A 15,310-nucleotide genomic window follows, 5' to 3' on the forward strand; every position below is an offset into this window, starting at 1 on the left:
AGCCCTCTCGGGCTATGCTGCTCGGGCGTGCTTGTCCACGGGCCGTTAGCTCAATTGGCAGAGCAGTGGACTTTTAATCCATTGGTTGTGGGTTCGAGTCCCACACGGCCTACCAAGCGCAAGCGCGAAGCGCCCCGACCGGTTCCGACCGGGCGGGGCGCTTCGTCGTGGTGGGGTCAGCGGGTCCGCGGGCGGCGGTACGTGCAGACGTTGACGCCCTGGGGGCTGGTGACCGTGGAGGCCAGTTCGAGGGTGCGGAGGACGCCGTCGGCCGGGAAGAGGGACTTTCCGCCGCCGAGGATCACCGGCATGACGATCAGGCGGAGTTCGTCGACGAGGTCCTCGGCCAGGAGGGCGCGGACGAGGCTGGGGCTGCCCATGACGAGGAGGTCGCCGCCGGGGGCCTCGTGGAGTTCGCGGAGGCGGGCCAGGGCCTTGTCGCCGGGGACGAGCGTGGTGTTCCAGACGAGGTCGGCCTCGCCGAGGGTGGCGGAGACGACGTACTTCGGGAGGGCGTTCATCCGGTCGGCGAAGGGGTCGCCGGCCCGCTCCGGCCAGGCGGCGGCCATCGTCTGCCAGGTGCGGCGGCCGAAGAGCAGGGCCTCGGCCTTCCCGGCCGCCTCGGCGAACGCGCCGCCGACGATCTCCGGGTCGAAGAAGCGGTGCGTCCAGCCGCCGTGGGCGAAACCGCCGTCGGTGTCCTCCTCGGCACCGCCCGGGGCCTGGACGACGCCGTCGAGGCTGATGAACTCGCTGATGACGATGCGCATGGGGTCGGTCCTGTTCGTCCGGGGCTTCTTCGCCGTGCCGTACGGGAATGTCGTGCCGTACGGGAATGCAGACGGGCCCGGCGTCGGGAAGTCATCGCTCCCCGGGGAACTTTTCGCGAGGATTCTCGGTCCTGGCTCTCGGAACTCCGTTCGTCCGAACGGCTCCGTACGGGGGCGGCGCCGGACGGCGTGGGGAAACGTGGACGCGGAGTGCGGAGGTGGGGTCGGTGGCGGCGAGAGGTACCGGTGATCCGGCGGGGGAGGCCAGGGAGCTGGCCCGGTGGGCGCTGCTCGCCATGGGAGGCGCGGCGGCGGCCCTGCTGGCCGCGCTCGGCAGCGGTCTGGTGATCCTGCTGAGCGGGGTCCTGGGGCTCGCCGCGACGGCCGTGGGCGTCTGGTGGTTCCTCGCGCACCGGGGGCCGCTGCGGGTGTCCGGGGCGGTGCTCGCGGTGGCCGCGCCCCTCATGACCCTCGTCCTGTACGTCGCCTGGGGCGTCTGGGTGAACGCCTTCGTGGCCCTGGGGCTGTGGGGCGTGGCGCTGTCCTGCGCGCGGGCCGCCCTGCGCCGCCCGGAGGACGACCGGAAGGCCCTGATGCGGGGCGAGCCCGCCGAGCCGCCCCGTCGGCCCGTCCTGATCATGAACCCGAAGTCCGGCGGCGGGAAGGTCGCGCGGTTCGGGCTCGTCGCGCGGGCGGAGGCGCTCGGCGCCCGGGTGGTCCTGCTCGACCCCTCGGCCCCGTCCGATGTCGCCGGGCTCGCCCGGAAGGCCGTGGCCGAGGGCGCCGACCTGCTCGGGGTGGCCGGCGGCGACGGCACGCAGGCCCTGGTGGCCGAGGTCGCCGCCGAGCACGACCTGCCGTTCCTGGTGATCTCCGCCGGCACCCGCAACCACTTCGCGATGGACCTGGGCCTCGACCGCGCCGACCCGTCCCGCTGCCTGGACGCGCTGACCGACGGCGAGGAGCTCCGGGTCGACCTCGGCGACGTCGCCGGGCGCCCCTTCGTCAACACCGTCTCCTTCGGGGTGTACGCGGACGTGGTGCAGCGCCCCGAGTACCGCGACGACAAGGCCGGCACCGCGCTCGACGTGCTGCCCGACCTCCTCCAGGGCGGTCTGGGCGACCGTCTCGACGCGACCGCCGACGGGACCCCGCTCACCGGTCAGCAGGCGCTCCTGGTCAGCAACAACCCGTACGCGGCGCCCGATCCGCTCGGTACGGTCGCCGCCCGCCGGATCCGCCTCGACGGGGGCGAGCTCGGGGTGATCGGCATCCGCGTGGACGGCGCCGCCCAGGCCGCCGAGCTGGCCGTCCTGGGGAACCGGGCGACCGGCCTGAACGTGCTGACGGCCCGCCGCGTGGAGGTCGGGGGCGCCCCCGGCGGTCCCGGGGGTGCCCCCGGCGCCGCCATCCCCGTCGCCGTGGACGGCGAGGCGCTGACCCTGCCGACGCCCGTCGTCTGCACCCTGCGCCCGCGCGCCCTGCGGGTCCTCGTGCCCCGCGCCCGCCCGGGCTCGCCGCTGCCCCCGCCGCCCCTGGACTGGCGGCGGCTGACCCGGCTGGCCTTCCCCGAGGAGCCGGCCGCCGGTGCCGGAAACCCGTGGGACCCCCGTACCTCTTGAACTCCCGTACCCCTGAACCCGCTAGGAGCGGCGCATGACGACCGACACGACGACCGGGACCCTCCGGGCGATCCTGCACGACATCCGGGCCGTCGACGGCGCCGTGTACGCGGCGGTGGCGGCCACGCCCACGCCCACGCTCGACACGGCGTTCCGCCGGCTGTCCACGGCGGCGAACCACTCCAAGATCTCGTTCGGCATCGCGGCCGCGCTGGCGCTCGTGCCGGGCCGGCCGCGGCGGGCCGCGCTCGCCGGGGCCGGGGCGATCGCGGTGGCCTCCGCCTCGGCGAACCTCCTGGGCAAGCACCTGGTCCACCGGCCGCGACCGGACCGGGAGGCGGCCCGGGTGGTGACGGGCCGTCACGTCCCCATGCCGGCCTCGGCCTCTTTCCCCTCCGGGCACACGGCCTCGGCGTTCGCCTTCGCCAGCGCCGTCGGTTCGGTCTTCCCCCCCTCCGCGCTGCCGCTCTGGGCCCTGGCCTGGACCGTGGGCTACTCCCGGGTCCACACCGGCGTGCACTACCCGGGCGACGTCACCGCGGGCGCCCTCCTCGGCGTCGCCAGCGCGGGCGTCTCCCTGGCGGCAGTGGGCTGGTGGGACACCGGGCGGAAGTGACCTCCCGTCACCCTCGTACGGGCTCAGTGCTCCGCCCGGGCCAGGTCCTCCTCCGTGAGGCCGAGCGCGGCCATGCGCTCCGGGTCCGCCAGGATGTGCAGCTCGACGATGCGGTCCTCGACGATCGTGAACGTCATGATCGAGCCCGGGCGGCCCTGGACGACCGACACGACCGCGGGCTGGCCGTTGGCGACGACCCGCAGCACGCCCGTACGGAACTTCGCGTACGTGAGGGCCTGCGCGATGACGGCCTCGGCGCCCCGGACGACCTTGGAGACGGCCGCGAGGGTCCGGCCGCCGTCCGCGCGGAGCACCACGTCCGGGTCGAGGACGGCGAGCAGCCCCTCGAAGTCGCCGCCGTGCGCGGCGGCGAGGAAGGCGTCGGCGATCTCCCGCTGGCGCCGCGCGTCCGGGCCGGGGGCCGGGGTGGCGTCCTGCACGCGGCGGCGGGCGCGGCTGGCGAGCTGGCGGGTGGCGGCGGGGGTGCGGTCGACGATCTCCGCGATCTCGTCGAAGGAGACGGCGAACATGTCGTGCAGCACGAACGCGAGCCGCTCCGCCGGTCCCAGGGTGTCCAGGACGACGAGGAGCGCGAGCCCGACGGACTCGGTGAGCTCGGCCGCGTGCTCCGGGTCGGTGGTGTCGGCGACGCGGACCACCGGGTCGGGGACGTAGTACTCCAGCGGGTCCTCGCGGCGCGAGCCGCGCGAGCGCAGCATGTCGAGGCAGACGCGGCCGACGACGGTGGTCAGCCAGCCGCTGAGGTTCTCCACGCCGCTGACGTCGCTGCGGCTGAGCTTGAACCAGGCCTCCTGGACGGCGTCCTCGGCCTCGCTGAGCGAGCCCAGCATCCGGTAGGCCACCGCCCGCAGATGGCCGCGGTCGGCGTCGAAGCGCCGGGCCAGGAACTCCTTGTCGCCCGTCTGGTGCTGAGGTGCGTGGTCCACTCGTCGATCTCCCCGTTCGCGTCCCGTCATGCCGTCATGACGGATCAAGTCCCGCAGATGTGACAGCGGAGGCGAGCCGCACGGCCCGGTGACAGTCCCGGTACGTGAGATCCCCGCCGTCTCGTGGCGAACGCCCGGGATTCCCCGGCCGAAGCCCCCGACCACCGTGAATCCCCACTTCAGCACGGTGATCTTCGTCCGTAGATTGATCACCATGACGACGACAACGACGCAGGTCAACCCCGTGCTCCGCACCCCGCCGGCCTCCCCCGCCGCCGCGGCCGCCTACTTCTCGGCCAGCCTCGCCTTCCACGCCGACGTCTCCGACGTGGCCTCCGCGCTCGCCACCGCCGCCGCCGAGGGCACCGACCCGGGCTTCGTGGTGATCGACTCCCGGTCCACCGCCTCCTGGGACCAGGGCCACGTCCCCGGCGCGGTCCACCTGCCGACCGCCCTCATCCCCGAGCAGGCCGAGCAGCTGCTCGACCGGTCCGTCCCGGTCGTCACCTACTGCTGGGGCCCCGGCTGCAACGGCGCCACGCGCGCCGCGCTGGCCCTCGCCGAGCTGGGCTTCCAGGTGAAGGAGATGCTCGGCGGCTTCGAGTACTGGGTGCGGGAGGGCTTCGCGTACGAGACGCGGGAGGGGCCCGCGCAGAAGGCCGCCGACCCGCTCACGGCGCCGGTCGACTCCGACGACTGCGGCTGCTGAGGCCGGGCCGCGGGAAACCGATTTCGTGATCGCCCCGGTCATGCCGTAGAGTCATGTTCACCGACGCGGGGTGGAGCAGCTCGGTAGCTCGCTGGGCTCATAACCCAGAGGTCGCAGGTTCAAATCCTGTCCCCGCTACTCAGTAGCAACGAAGGCCCGGATCCAGTCACTGGATCCGGGCCTTCGTCGTGTCCCGACCCTCTTCGCTTGACCTTTACGCAACGTCAAGATCTAGCGTTCTCGGCATGGAGTGGTCGATCCAGGAGATCGCCAAGAAGGCCGGCACCACCAGCCGCACCCTCCGCCACTACGGGGAGCGCGGACTGCTGGAACCGAGCCGGATCGGTGCGAACGGTTACCGGTACTACGACGCCGCGGGGCTCGTGCGGCTGCAGCGGATCCTGCTGCTGCGCGAGCTGGGGCTCTCGCTGCCCGCCATCGCCGAGGTCCTCGCGGGGCAGCGGGACACCTCCGCCGCCCTGCGCACCCATCTCGCCCTCCTGGAGCAGGAGCGCGAGCGCATCGGACGCCAGATCGCGTCGGTGCGGACCACTCTCCGCAAGACCGAGAAGGGAGAAGAGCTCATGGCCGAGGAAGTGTTCGACGGTTTCGACCACACGCGGTACGAGGAGGAGGTCACCGGGCGCTGGGGCCGCGACGCGTACGAGAAGGGCGACCGCTGGTGGCGCTCGCTCACCGACGCGGAGAAGAAGGCGTTCATGGAGGAGCAGGCCGGCATCGCCCGCGACTTCGGGCGGGCGGCCCGGGAGGGCCTGGCCGCCGGCAGCGACGAGGTGCAGGAGATCGCCCGGCGCCAGGTCGCCTGGCTGTCGACGACCACGACGCCGAGCAAGGAGTACCTGATCGGACTCGGCCGAATGTACGTCGACGACCCGCGCTTCACCGCGAACTACGACAAGCACGGCGAGGGCACCGCGGTCCTGGTCCGCGACGCGATGGAGATCTACGCCGAGCGGAACCTTTAGTGATCACCTGCCTGAAGTAAACGGTGGCCAAAAGCCCGCCTGCCTCTTTGCGGGTGCGCGGCACCCCACCGTAGTCTCGCGCGCACCATGAGTGACCAGCGCGTGACTGAGATGAGCCGGCGGGCGCCCGCCCTGCTCGTCCTGCTCGCGCTCCTCACCCTCCTGGTGAGCGTCTGCCACGGCCCCCACGGGCATGCGCTGCCGACCTCCGGCACCGCCGCCTTCTCCGCCCCCGCGCTCCCGCACGGCTGCGACCGCTCCGGGGACGACTGGACCTTCGACGCCCACCTCCCCGCGCAGGCCGCCGCCTCCCAGTCCGCGGCGCCCGACGCCGCCGGAGCCGCCGTCCTGCCGTACACGGCGGACCTCCGCACCGACCCCCGCGCGCGCTGCGTCCGCAAGCGGGCGGGCCCCGGCCCCCGGCCGGGCCAACTGCTGATCGCCCTCGGGGTGGACCGGAACTGAGCCGCGTCCCGCACTCGCGTGACCAGGCTCCCTTTCGCGTACCCACCCCTAGGAAGACCCCCCATGACCGCACCACTGATGCTTCCCGTCGAGGGCCAGACCGTCGGCAACACCCCCGTCCTGTGGACCGACGACGGCTACTGGGCCAAGCTCGAAGGCTTCAACTTCGGCGGGATCAAGGACCGCGCCGCCCTCTACATGGTCGAGCAGGCCCGCCGCCGCGGAGAGCTGCGGCCCGGCGCCCCGATCGTCGAGTCGACCTCCGGGACCCTCGGCCTCGGCCTCGCCCTCGCGGGCGTGCTCCACGGCCACCCCGTGCACGTCGTCACCGACCCCGGCCTCGAACCGATCGTCGAGCGGATGCTCGCCGCCCACGGCGCCCGGGTCCACGTCGTCCCCGAGCCCAGCCCGCAGGGCGGCTGGCAGCAGGCCCGGATGGACAAGGTCGCCGAGCTGCTCGGCACCCTCGACGGGGCCTGGTGGCCCAACCAGTACGGGAACCCCGACAACCCCGCCGCGTACACCGGGCTCGCCGCCGAACTCTCCGCGCAGCTCGACCGGATCGACGTCCTCGTCTGCGCCGTCGGCACCGGCGGCCACTCGGCCGGGATCTCCCGGGCCCTGCGCGCCACCAGCAGCCCCGCCCTGGAGCTGGTCGGCGTGGACTCCGTGAACTCCACCGTCTTCGGCCTGCCGGCCGGGGAGCGGCTGATGCGCGGCCTCGGCTCCTCCATCCACCCGGGCAACGTCGACCACGGGGCCTTCGACGAGATCCACTGGGTGGGTCCCGCGGAGGCGGTCCGGACGGCCCGCCGCCTGGCCTCGCGGCACTTCGCGACCGGCGGCTGGAGCGTCGGCGCGGTCGCCCTGGTCGCCGGCTGGCTGGCCCGCACCCGGCCGCGCGGGACCCGGATCGCGGCCGTCTTCCCGGACGGGCCGCAGCGGTACTTCGACACCGTCTTCAACGACGAGTTCTGCGCGGCGCACGGGCTGCTCGACGGGCCCGTACGGGAGGACCCCGTCGCGTACGTCTCCGACGACACGGTCAGCGGCTGGACGCGCCGGGTCCTGGAGCGGGCCAAGTGACCACGGCGACCGCGCCCGCCAAGGGCCGGGGCGGCATCTGGAAGCAGAGCCGCTCCTTCGATCCGGCCGTACGGCTCCTGTTCCTCAACCAGCTCACCATCAACCTCGGCTTCTACATGCTCATGCCGTACCTGGCCGCGCACCTCGCGGACGGGCTCGGCATGGCGGCCTGGGCCGTCGGGCTCGTCCTCGGCGCCCGGAACCTCTCCCAGCAGGGCATGTTCCTCGTCGGCGGGGCGCTCGCCGACCGGCTCGGCTTCAAGCCGCTCATCGTGGCCGGCTGCGCGCTGCGGACGGTCGGCTTCGGGGCGCTCGCCTTCGCGCAGTCGCTGCCGATGCTGATCGCCGCCTCGCTCGCGACCGGTCTCGCGGGGGCGCTCTTCAACCCCGCCGTGCGGGCCTGTCTCGCGGCGGAGGCGGGGGAGGAGCGCCGGGTGGAGGCCTTCGCGCTGTTCAACACGTACTACCAGGCGGGCATCCTGCTCGGGCCGCTCGTCGGGGTGGCCCTGACGGGGGTGTCGTTCCGGCTGACGTGCGTGGTCGCGGCGGTGCTGTTCGCCGGCCTGACCCTCGTACAGCTCCGGTACATGCCCGTAAGGGCCGCTTCTGGCTCTCCGGACGGGAAGGGGGAGCGGGGGCAGTTCCGCACGGTGCTCTCCCACCGGACCTTCTGGCTCTTCTCGCTCGCCATGACCGGCTCGTACGTGCTGTCCTTCCAGGTCTACCTGGCGCTGCCGCTCGCGGCGGGCGGCACGGGCGCGACGACCGCGCTGTTCGCCGTCTCGGCGCTCGTCGCGCTCGCCGGGCAGCTGCGGATCACGGCCTGGTGCCGGGAGCGCCTCAGCCGGGAGCGGTGTCTCGTCCTCGGGCTCGCCCTGATGGGCGGGGCCTTCCTGGTCCCGGCCGTCCTGGGGCGCGGTCTGGTGGGGCTGCTGCTGTGCGCGGCGGTCCTGTCCGTGGCGAACGCGGTGCTCTACCCGTACGAGATGGACACCGTCGTCGCCCTGTCCCGGGGGCGCTGGGTGGCCACCCACTACGGGCTCTACAACACCGTGTGCGGGGTCGGCATCACCCTCGGGAACCTGGGGACCGGCGCGCTCCTCGACGTCACCGGCTGGTCGGCGGCGCCGTGGCTCGTGCTGTGCGCGGTGGGCCTGGTGTGCGCGGCGGCGATGGCCCTGCTCGCCCGGGGCGGCCGGCTGGCGGCGGGGGCGGCGGTGACCAGGGGCTGATCCCGTACGCCAGTCGGCCCCGCGGGAGTCGCCGCCCCGGGCGGCGGCGGCCACCCTGGGAGGGCGCGGTGCGGACCGCGGCGGGGCGGACCGGGCAGGGAGAGCACAGGTGGGGCCAGGAGCGGCGGACGGCGGACGGCGGGGCGGGGAACGCCCCGAGTACGGCGGCGTCCGCCGCTTCATCCGCGCGCTGCCCCCGCTGATCATCGTGGGCGGTGTCGCCTTCGACCTGGCGACACCGCCCGAGTACACGGCGGCGCCGCTCTTCTCCGCCGCCCCGCTGATCGCCGCGCCCTTCTTCTCCCTGCTCACGACCCTGCTCACCGGGATCGCCGCCGTCCTCGCCTCGGTCGGGCTGCACTCCTACAACGGCACCGTCGACGAGGTCGCGTCCCTCACCGAGACCCTGACCGTCCTCACCGTCTCCGCGCTCGCCCTCCTCATCAACCGGGTCGTGCGCCGCAGCGGCGAGCGCCTCGCCTCGGCGCGGGTCATCGCGGAGGCCGCGCAGAAGGCGGTGCTGCCGATGCCCGCCGAGCGGATAGGCGGGCTGCAGTGCGCGGCGCGGTACGAGGCGGCGCAGGCCGACGCGTTCATCGGCGGTGACCTGTTCGCGGTCCAGGACACCCCGCACGGGGTGCGGCTCGTGGTCGGGGACGTCCGGGGCAAGGGGATGGAGGCGGTCGAGGCCGTCGCCGTCGTCATCGGCGCCTTCCGGGAGGCGGCCGAGACGGAGCGGACCCTGGAGGGCGTGGCGCGGCGCCTGGAGCGGGCCCTTGCCCGGGAGGGCATGCGCCGGGACGACCTCGACTCCTTCGAGGGGTTCACCACCGCCGTCCTGGCCGAGATCCCGCGCGGCGACGGCGGCGGGACCTTCGGCGGTTTCGTACGGGTCGTCAACCGCGGGCACCCGCCGCCGCTGCTGCTGTACGGGGACGGGCGCCTGGACCTCCTGGAGCCGGGCGAGGCGGCGCTGCCGCTCGGCATGGGCGAGCTGGCGGCGTGGCCGGACCGGGCCGAGGCGCGGCCGTTCCCGCCGGGCGCGACGCTGCTCTTCTACACGGACGGCCTCTCGGAGGCGCGGAACGCGCGGGGCGTCTTCTACGATCCGGCGGCGCGGCTCGCCGGGCGGATCTTCCCGGGACCCGAGGAGCTGCTCGACGCGCTCGTGGACGACGTACGGCTCCACACGGGCGGCGGGTCGACGGACGACATGGCGCTGCTCGCGGTGAGCCGCCCGGCGACGGGGCAGCCCGAGCGGCGCCGGACGATGCCGGTGGTGCCGCCGGGCGGGCCCGGTCACCGGTCGTAGTCGAAGGGTATCACTGCGATAACAATTGACATAACGTCAGATCGCGGGGGTTTCGCGGAATCCACCGAAGGCCTTGCTGAAGGGGGGTCAACTCGGGCGATAGCCCCACAATTCAATGAATGATCAAGAGGAACGGCTTGGAATCGGGACCCCCTGTCTATTAACGTTCGATAACGCAGCGCGGTCGTCCCAGCCGTCGCAAGAGGCGGCACCGTGCGCACGCGCCGAATCCTGAAAAGGAACCGGGGAACCACCACTTGGGGTGAATCGGGCCCCTTCGCACCCGTGCGAGCGTGCCCGTAGGAGACCTTCCCGCTCCGAACCCGTCAGCTAACCCGGTAGGCGAGACGGAAGGAAAGGAGCGCGCCCCCGTGGCGTCCAACACTCCCGCACCCGAAGCCCCCTTCGACGCCTTCGGTGGTGGTGCGGCTCCCTCCGCCCCGGACACCGAGTGGAACCCCACCGAGGGCTCCCTGCGCGCCGAGAGCCGCTCCGGCGGCCGGCACCGGGTCGTCAAGCAGCGCTCCAACTTCGCCCGCTCCTCCACCGTCCTCGGCGTCGGCGTGATCGCCGCCGTCGGCGCGGGCGGCCTCGCCACCGCGCAGGAGAAGCCCCCGGTGGCGATATCCCTGCCGGACCTCCCGGACCTGAACCTGCCGGACGCCCACGACCTCCCCGGCGTCGGCGACCTCCTCCCCGAAGAGGAGAGCGCGCCCGCCGCCCAGGCCGAGGCGAACCCGCTCACCTCCGCCACCTACACCGCCCCGGCCGAGGAGCGGACCGCCTCCGCCCCCGCCGCGGGCGAGGCCCTGCGCGCCCGCATCCTCCAGCAGGCCGAGCAGCAGCAGGCCTCCGCCGACGCCGCCGAGAAGGCCGCCGTCGAGAAGGCCGCGGCCGAGAAGGCCGCCGCGGAGGCCAAGGCCAAGGAAGCCGCCGCGGAGAAGGAGGCCGCCGAGGCGAAGGCCAAGGCGGAGGCCGAAGCCAAGGCCAAGGCGGAAGCGGAGGCCAAGGCGAAGGCCGAGGCGGCCGAGGCCGAGCGCCTCGCCCAGCTCGCCGCCAGCTACTCGCTGCCGGTCTCCTCGTACACCCTCACCGCCACCTACATGCAGTCCGGCTCGATGTGGTCCTCCGGCTTCCACACCGGCCTCGACTTCGCCGCCCCCACGGGCACCCCGCTCAAGGCGGTCCACGGTGCCACCGTGAAGTCGGCCGGCTGGTCCGGCTCCTACGGCTACCGCATCGTCCTGGAGCTGGAGGACGGCACCGAGGTCTGGTACTGCCACCTCTCCTCCATGCTGGTCAGCGCCGGCCAGACCGTCGGCACCGGCGAGACCATCGGCCGCGTCGGCGCCACCGGCAACGTCACCGGCGCCCACCTCCACATGGAGGTCCACACCGCCGGCGGCGACGGCATCGACCCGGCGGCCTGGCTCCGCTCCAAGGGCCTGAACCCCTGAGGACCCGAACGGAACGGCGCCCCCGGCCCGGCGGATGCCGGACCGGGGGCGCCGTCGCCACTCCGGATCAGGTGAGCTCGGTGGGGACGTACATGCCCCCGAGACGCCAGTCGCTCGGCAGGTTCCAGTAGCAGTAACCGCTCTTGCCGCCGTAGTACTGGTCACCGAGGTAGAGCAGCCAGTTGCCCGTCTCGGGGCCGACGATGCCGTCGGCCTTGAGGCCGAGACGGCTCTGCAGCCAGACGATCTGGGCCTTGGTCTGCGGCCCCCACTGGCTGTCCTCCGAGATCAGCGCGCGGTCCCCGGCCTTCCGGGCGATGTCGTTCGCCAGGTGCTGGGCGCACCAGACGCCCGCACCGCTGTTGGAGTAACCGCCGCCGACGTAACCGGCCCCCTCGACGGCGCCGGCCGGACCGCCGGTCGCCCCGACGACCAGCGCCGCCGTACCCAGCGCGAGACCCGCCTTGGCCACGATCTTCTTGAACACGTGCGTCTCCCCGTTCTGAAACGATCTTGCGAGGACGACGGTACCGTGCGACCGGAGCCCGTGGGGCCGTGGGACGTCCCGGGAAACCGGCGTCAGCGGCGGTACGGGTTGTAGCCGTCGTAGTCCCGGTACTGCGGCGGCGCCCAGACCCGGCCCGTCGCCCGCGCCGCGTACGTGAGCGCGGGGGAGGCGACCTCGCGGCGCTGCCACAGGTGGTGCAGCAGCTCCTGCTCCCGGGCCGGGAAGTCGGGCCCCGCCGCGCCGCGCCGGGCCCGGTCCCGCAGGAACGCCAGGGTCGTCGCGAAGGACTCGTACTCGCCGACCGCCCGCGCGGCCGGCGCTCCGTAGGTCCGCGCGGCGAACGCGCGGGCCGTCTTCCGGGCCCGCATCGACGACAGCGCGAGCGGCTCCGCGGGGGCGAGCCAGCCGGCCGCCGCGTACGCCGGGAGCTCCCCGGATATCGTGCGCAGCTCGCGCTGCCGGCTCCACACCGCCAGCCAGGTCAGCAGGCCGAAGGCCGGGACCATGAGCACCCCGTACACCGCGTAGAAGGCCAGCGGGCCGCCGAAGGTGGCCGAGCCGTTCCACGCGGCGTGCAGGCTCATCGCGAGCAGCAGCCCCGCCAGCGGCAGCAGCACCCGGCGCAGCCGCTTCCCGCGCGGCGCGAGGGCGGCGAGACCGAAGCCGATGCCGGTGAGCACGGTGAACAGCGGATGCGCGAACGGCGACATCACGGCCCGTACGAAGAAGGTCGCGGCGGTCACCGAGCCCAGGCCGGAGGCGCCGAACTCCTGGTCCTCGCCGAAGGCGTTGCCGAGATAGAGGATGTTCTCGGTGAAGGCGAAGCCGGTCGCGGTGAAACCGGCGAACACGACGCCGTCGACGAGACCGCCGAAGTCCTTCCGGCGGAAGAGGAACAGCAGCAGGACCGCGGCCGCCTTCGCGCTCTCCTCCACCACCGGGGCGATGACGGTGGCCCCGAGGTTGTCGGCGGAGTCCGGATCGGCCGTGGCCGTGGCGATCCAGCGGACCGCGAAGGAGTTCGCCAGGATCGCGACGAGCGCGGCGGCGAAGGCGCCCCAGGCGAACGCGAACAGCAGGTTCTTCCAGGGGCCCGGCTCGACCCGGTCGAGCCAGCGGAACGCCGCCATGAGCAGCGGTACGGGAAGCACGGCGAGGCCCAGACCGACGAGGAAGCCCTGCGTGCCGGTCTGCTCGCGGACCAGCGCCAGGATCACCAGGGCGCAGAGCGCGAGCAGCGTGACGAGGGCGACCGCCCGGACCAGCCGGCTGCGCCAGAAGGCCCGGCGCGGCCGGTAGCGCCACTGGGATCGGTCGGCGGCGGCGGGGAAGGCCGGCTCCTCGGTGTCCCGGTGCGGGACGGCGGCGGGGTTGGACACGTGAGCGACCCTAACGACCCCCACCGACAGCGGTCGACGAAGTTACCGGCTCTCGGTCACTTCGACGGGTCACCGCCGTCGGGTCGCTCCCGTCGGAAGAGCAGCCGGGTCGCTCCCGCCGGAAGAGCCGCCGGTTCACTTCCGCCGGAAGAGCAGGTCGTGCACGACGTGCCCCTTGTCGAGCCCCTGCCCCTCGAAGCGGGTGAGGGGCCGGAAGTCGGGGCGGGGCGCGTAGCCGCCGTCGGCCTGCGTGTTCTCGTAGTCCGGATGCGCGGAGAGCACCTCCAGCATCTGGACGGCGTACTCCTCCCAGTCCGTGGCGCAGTGCAGCACGGCCCCGGGCTTCATGCGCGGCGCGAGGAGGCTGAGGAACTCGGGCTGGATCAGCCGGCGCTTGTGGTGGCGGGCCTTGGGCCACGGGTCCGGGAAGTAGACCCGGCAGCCGTCGAGGACCGCGTCGCCGAGCATCTCGCGGAGCAGGATGACCGCGTCGCCGTTGGCGACCCGGACGTTGGTGAGGCCGTTCCGGTCGGCGAGACCGAGCAGATTGCCCTGGCCGGGCGTGTGCACGTCCACGGCGAGGATCCCGGTGCCCGGGTCCGCGGCCGCCATCTGCGCGGTCGCCTCGCCCATGCCGAAGCCGATCTCCAGGACGACCGGAAGCCCGTCGAACATCTCGCCCAGGTCCAGGACCCGCTTGCCGTCGATGTCGAAGCCCCAGTCGGGCCACCGCTTCAGCATGGCCTGGGCCTGCCCGTACGTGACGCGGCTGCGGCGCGGCTGGAAGCTCCGGATCCGCCGCTCGTGGTGGGCCCCGGCGGGATCCGGCATGGGCCCCTCGCCGGGGGTGAACATCCGGCTGCCCCGGCGCGCGACGGGCTGGCCGGGGTCGGCGACGGGCTGCGGGCTGTTCTCGATCTGCTCAGACACAATGCGGCCAAGTCTACGGGGACCGCGCCGGGAGCGCGGCGTCGCGCTACAGCCGCGCCAGGGCCCGGCGGGCCACCTCGCGCCCGATCGGGAGCGAGGCCGTCGCCGCGGGCGAGGGGGCGTTCAGGACGTGGACCGTCCGCTCCGCCTCGCGGAACAGGAAGTCGTCGACCAGGGTCCCGTCGCGCAGCACCGCCTGGGCCCGCACGCCCGGGGCGGCCCGTCTCAGGTCGGACTCCCGGACGATGGGGAGCAGCCGGCGGACCGCCTCGGTGAAGGCCCGCTTCGAGACCGAGCGGTGCAGTTCTCCGGCGCCGTACCGCCAGTGGGCGCGGGCGATGGCCCAGGAGCCGGGCCAGGCCAGGGTGGCGCCCAGCTCGCGCGGGTGGACGACGGACCAGCCGTACCCCTCCTTCGCGAGCGCCGGGACCGCGTTCGGCCCGATGTGGACGCCGCCGTCGATGCCCCGGGTCAGGTGCACGCCGAGGAACGGGAAGGCGGGGTCCGGCACCGGGTAGACCAGGCCCCGGACCAGGGAGGGGTCCGCGAGCTCGTAGTACTCCCCCCGGAAGGGGACGATCCGCATGCCGGGGTCGTCGCCCGCGAGCCGCGCGATCCGGTCGCAGTGCAGTCCCGCGCAGTTGACCAGGACCTTCGCCCGCACCACGCGCCCGTCCGCCGTGCGCACGGCGACGCCCCAGGGCCGCCGGTCGATGACGGTGACCTCCGCGCCGTACAGGATCCGCGCCCCGGAGGCCGACGCGAGCCGCTCCGACACCGCCCCGTAGTCGCAGATGCCGGTCGTGCCGACGTGGATCGCGGCGAGCCCCCGCACCCGCGGCTCGTACTCGCTGATCTGCGCCGGGCCGAGCTCCCGCACGGGGATGCCGTTCTCCCGGCCGCGCTGCACGAGCGCGTGCAGCCGGGGCAGCTCCTCGCGCGTGGTGGCGACGATCAGCTTCCCCGTCACCTCGTGCGCGATGCCCCACTCCGCGCAGAACTTGACCATCTCGGCCGCGCCCTCGACCGCGTACCGCGCCTTGAGCGAGCCCGGCCGGTAGTAGATCCCGCTGTGGATCACCCCGCTGTTGCGCCCGGTCTGGTGGCGCGCGAGGGCGTGCTCCTTCTCCAGGACCGTGACCCGGGTGCCGGGAGCGGCACGCGTCACCGCGTACGCCGTCGAGAGACCGACGATCCCACCGCCGATCACCAGCACGTCACAGTCAAACACCAGCGCCACCTCCCACCCCCGATAGTGCACTGGCCCACTGACAGCACCGTTAAACGCCCA

At 73.7% G+C, this 15,310-nt stretch carries 15 protein-coding genes, 2 tRNA genes and 1 riboswitch; of the genes, 11 read left to right on the plus strand and 6 right to left on the minus strand.

All coding sequences use genetic code 11. From position 1 onward, the window contains the following. The first annotated feature begins 39 nt into the window (after window positions 1–39). Window positions 40–115, plus strand: a tRNA-Lys gene (locus tag ACH4TP_RS20310). Between the two features lie 61 nt (window positions 116–176). Here the strand turns inward: ACH4TP_RS20310 and ACH4TP_RS20315 are convergent. Further along, entirely contained in the window at window positions 177–770 is a 594-nt protein-coding gene (locus ACH4TP_RS20315) for a dihydrofolate reductase family protein (RefSeq protein ID WP_389237893.1), read from the minus strand. A 296-nt stretch (window positions 771–1,066) separates the two neighbouring features. On the opposite strand from ACH4TP_RS20315, the gene ACH4TP_RS20320 reads away from it, so the two are divergent. Continuing rightward, complete coding sequence (locus ACH4TP_RS20320; RefSeq protein WP_398438727.1) at window positions 1,067–2,392, plus strand: diacylglycerol/lipid kinase family protein; 1,326 nt, start codon at window positions 1,067–1,069, stop codon at window positions 2,390–2,392. A 34-nt stretch (window positions 2,393–2,426) separates the two neighbouring features. Beyond that, window positions 2,427–3,008, plus strand: coding sequence for a phosphatase PAP2 family protein (locus tag ACH4TP_RS20325; RefSeq protein ID WP_398191486.1), 582 nt, complete (start codon window positions 2,427–2,429; stop codon window positions 3,006–3,008). A gap of 23 nt (window positions 3,009–3,031) precedes the next feature. Here the strand turns inward: ACH4TP_RS20325 and sigJ are convergent, their stop codons facing one another. Next, window positions 3,032–3,985 carry an RNA polymerase sigma factor SigJ gene (gene sigJ, locus ACH4TP_RS20330; RefSeq protein ID WP_389237889.1) on the minus strand — a complete coding sequence of 318 codons (954 nt, stop codon included), beginning with the start codon at window positions 3,983–3,985 and terminating at the stop codon, window positions 3,032–3,034. A gap of 184 nt (window positions 3,986–4,169) precedes the next feature. Between sigJ and ACH4TP_RS20335 the strand changes: the two genes are divergently transcribed. The 8 genes from ACH4TP_RS20335 (at window position 4,170) to ACH4TP_RS20370 (ending at window position 11,202) form a co-directional block, all read left to right on the plus strand. Further along, a complete protein-coding gene (locus tag ACH4TP_RS20335) occupies window positions 4,170–4,664 on the plus strand; it encodes a rhodanese-like domain-containing protein (RefSeq protein WP_398438706.1) in 495 nt (164 codons plus the stop codon). A 64-nt stretch (window positions 4,665–4,728) separates the two neighbouring features. Beyond that, window positions 4,729–4,802: transfer RNA gene (locus ACH4TP_RS20340), tRNA-Met, on the plus strand. A 107-nt stretch (window positions 4,803–4,909) separates the two neighbouring features. Then, on the plus strand, window positions 4,910–5,650 hold the full coding sequence (locus tag ACH4TP_RS20345) for a MerR family transcriptional regulator (RefSeq protein WP_398191482.1): 741 nt from the start codon (window positions 4,910–4,912) through the stop codon (window positions 5,648–5,650). A 102-nt stretch (window positions 5,651–5,752) separates the two neighbouring features. Further along, entirely contained in the window at window positions 5,753–6,115 is a 363-nt protein-coding gene (locus ACH4TP_RS20350; RefSeq protein ID WP_398438707.1) for a hypothetical protein, read from the plus strand. A 63-nt stretch (window positions 6,116–6,178) separates the two neighbouring features. Next, window positions 6,179–7,201: a PLP-dependent cysteine synthase family protein gene (locus ACH4TP_RS20355; protein ID WP_398191476.1), complete on the plus strand. Its 1,023-nt coding sequence runs from the start codon at window positions 6,179–6,181 to the stop codon at window positions 7,199–7,201. Then, window positions 7,198–8,433: an MFS transporter gene (locus ACH4TP_RS20360; RefSeq protein WP_398438708.1), complete on the plus strand. Its 1,236-nt coding sequence runs from the start codon at window positions 7,198–7,200 to the stop codon at window positions 8,431–8,433. The genes ACH4TP_RS20355 and ACH4TP_RS20360 overlap by 4 nt, the downstream gene beginning before the upstream one ends. 109 nt (window positions 8,434–8,542) lie before the next feature. Continuing rightward, on the plus strand, window positions 8,543–9,745 hold the full coding sequence (locus ACH4TP_RS20365) for a PP2C family protein-serine/threonine phosphatase (protein WP_398438709.1): 1,203 nt from the start codon (window positions 8,543–8,545) through the stop codon (window positions 9,743–9,745). Between the two features lie 212 nt (window positions 9,746–9,957). Next, a riboswitch (cyclic di-AMP (ydaO/yuaA leader) is annotated at window positions 9,958–10,105 on the plus strand. 11 nt (window positions 10,106–10,116) lie between these two features. After that, on the plus strand, window positions 10,117–11,202 hold the full coding sequence (locus ACH4TP_RS20370) for a M23 family metallopeptidase (protein ID WP_398438710.1): 1,086 nt from the start codon (window positions 10,117–10,119) through the stop codon (window positions 11,200–11,202). 67 nt (window positions 11,203–11,269) lie between these two features. Here the strand turns inward: ACH4TP_RS20370 and ACH4TP_RS20375 are convergent, their stop codons facing one another. From ACH4TP_RS20375 to lhgO, 4 genes are all read right to left on the minus strand, one after another. Next, a complete protein-coding gene (locus tag ACH4TP_RS20375; protein ID WP_398438711.1) occupies window positions 11,270–11,689 on the minus strand; it encodes a peptidoglycan-binding protein in 420 nt (139 codons plus the stop codon). Between the two features lie 92 nt (window positions 11,690–11,781). Next, window positions 11,782–13,089 (minus strand): PrsW family intramembrane metalloprotease, encoded by a 1,308-nt coding sequence (locus ACH4TP_RS20380; protein WP_389237871.1) that lies wholly within the window; start codon window positions 13,087–13,089, stop codon window positions 11,782–11,784. A 135-nt stretch (window positions 13,090–13,224) separates the two neighbouring features. Next, window positions 13,225–13,944, minus strand: coding sequence for a tRNA (guanosine(46)-N7)-methyltransferase TrmB (gene trmB, locus ACH4TP_RS20385; protein ID WP_389238015.1), 720 nt, complete (start codon window positions 13,942–13,944; stop codon window positions 13,225–13,227). A gap of 121 nt (window positions 13,945–14,065) precedes the next feature. Further along, complete coding sequence (gene lhgO, locus ACH4TP_RS20390) at window positions 14,066–15,250, minus strand: L-2-hydroxyglutarate oxidase (protein WP_389237869.1); 1,185 nt, start codon at window positions 15,248–15,250, stop codon at window positions 14,066–14,068. Window positions 15,251–15,310: the final 60 nt, after the last annotated feature.

Origin of the sequence: Streptomyces sp. NPDC021012 (assembly GCF_044333355.1) — a bacterium.
GTDB lineage: Bacteria > Actinomycetota > Actinomycetes > Streptomycetales > Streptomycetaceae > Streptomyces.

Excerpts from the sequence above, each read along its gene's own strand:
- ACH4TP_RS20315 (WP_389237893.1), bottom strand. The coding sequence starts at position 770 with ATGCGCATCGTCATCAGCGAGTTCATCAGCCTCGACGGCGTCGTCCAG.
- ACH4TP_RS20320 (WP_398438727.1), top strand. The coding sequence starts at position 1,067 with ATGGGAGGCGCGGCGGCGGCCCTGCTGGCCGCGCTCGGCAGCGGTCTG.
- ACH4TP_RS20325 (WP_398191486.1), top strand. The coding sequence starts at position 2,427 with ATGACGACCGACACGACGACCGGGACCCTCCGGGCGATCCTGCACGAC.
- sigJ (WP_389237889.1), bottom strand. The coding sequence starts at position 3,985 with ATGACGGGACGCGAACGGGGAGATCGACGAGTGGACCACGCACCTCAG.
- ACH4TP_RS20335 (WP_398438706.1), top strand. The coding sequence starts at position 4,170 with ATGACGACGACAACGACGCAGGTCAACCCCGTGCTCCGCACCCCGCCG.
- ACH4TP_RS20345 (WP_398191482.1), top strand. The coding sequence starts at position 4,910 with ATGGAGTGGTCGATCCAGGAGATCGCCAAGAAGGCCGGCACCACCAGC.
- ACH4TP_RS20355 (WP_398191476.1), top strand. The coding sequence starts at position 6,179 with ATGACCGCACCACTGATGCTTCCCGTCGAGGGCCAGACCGTCGGCAAC.
- trmB (WP_389238015.1), bottom strand. The coding sequence starts at position 13,944 with ATGTTCACCCCCGGCGAGGGGCCCATGCCGGATCCCGCCGGGGCCCAC.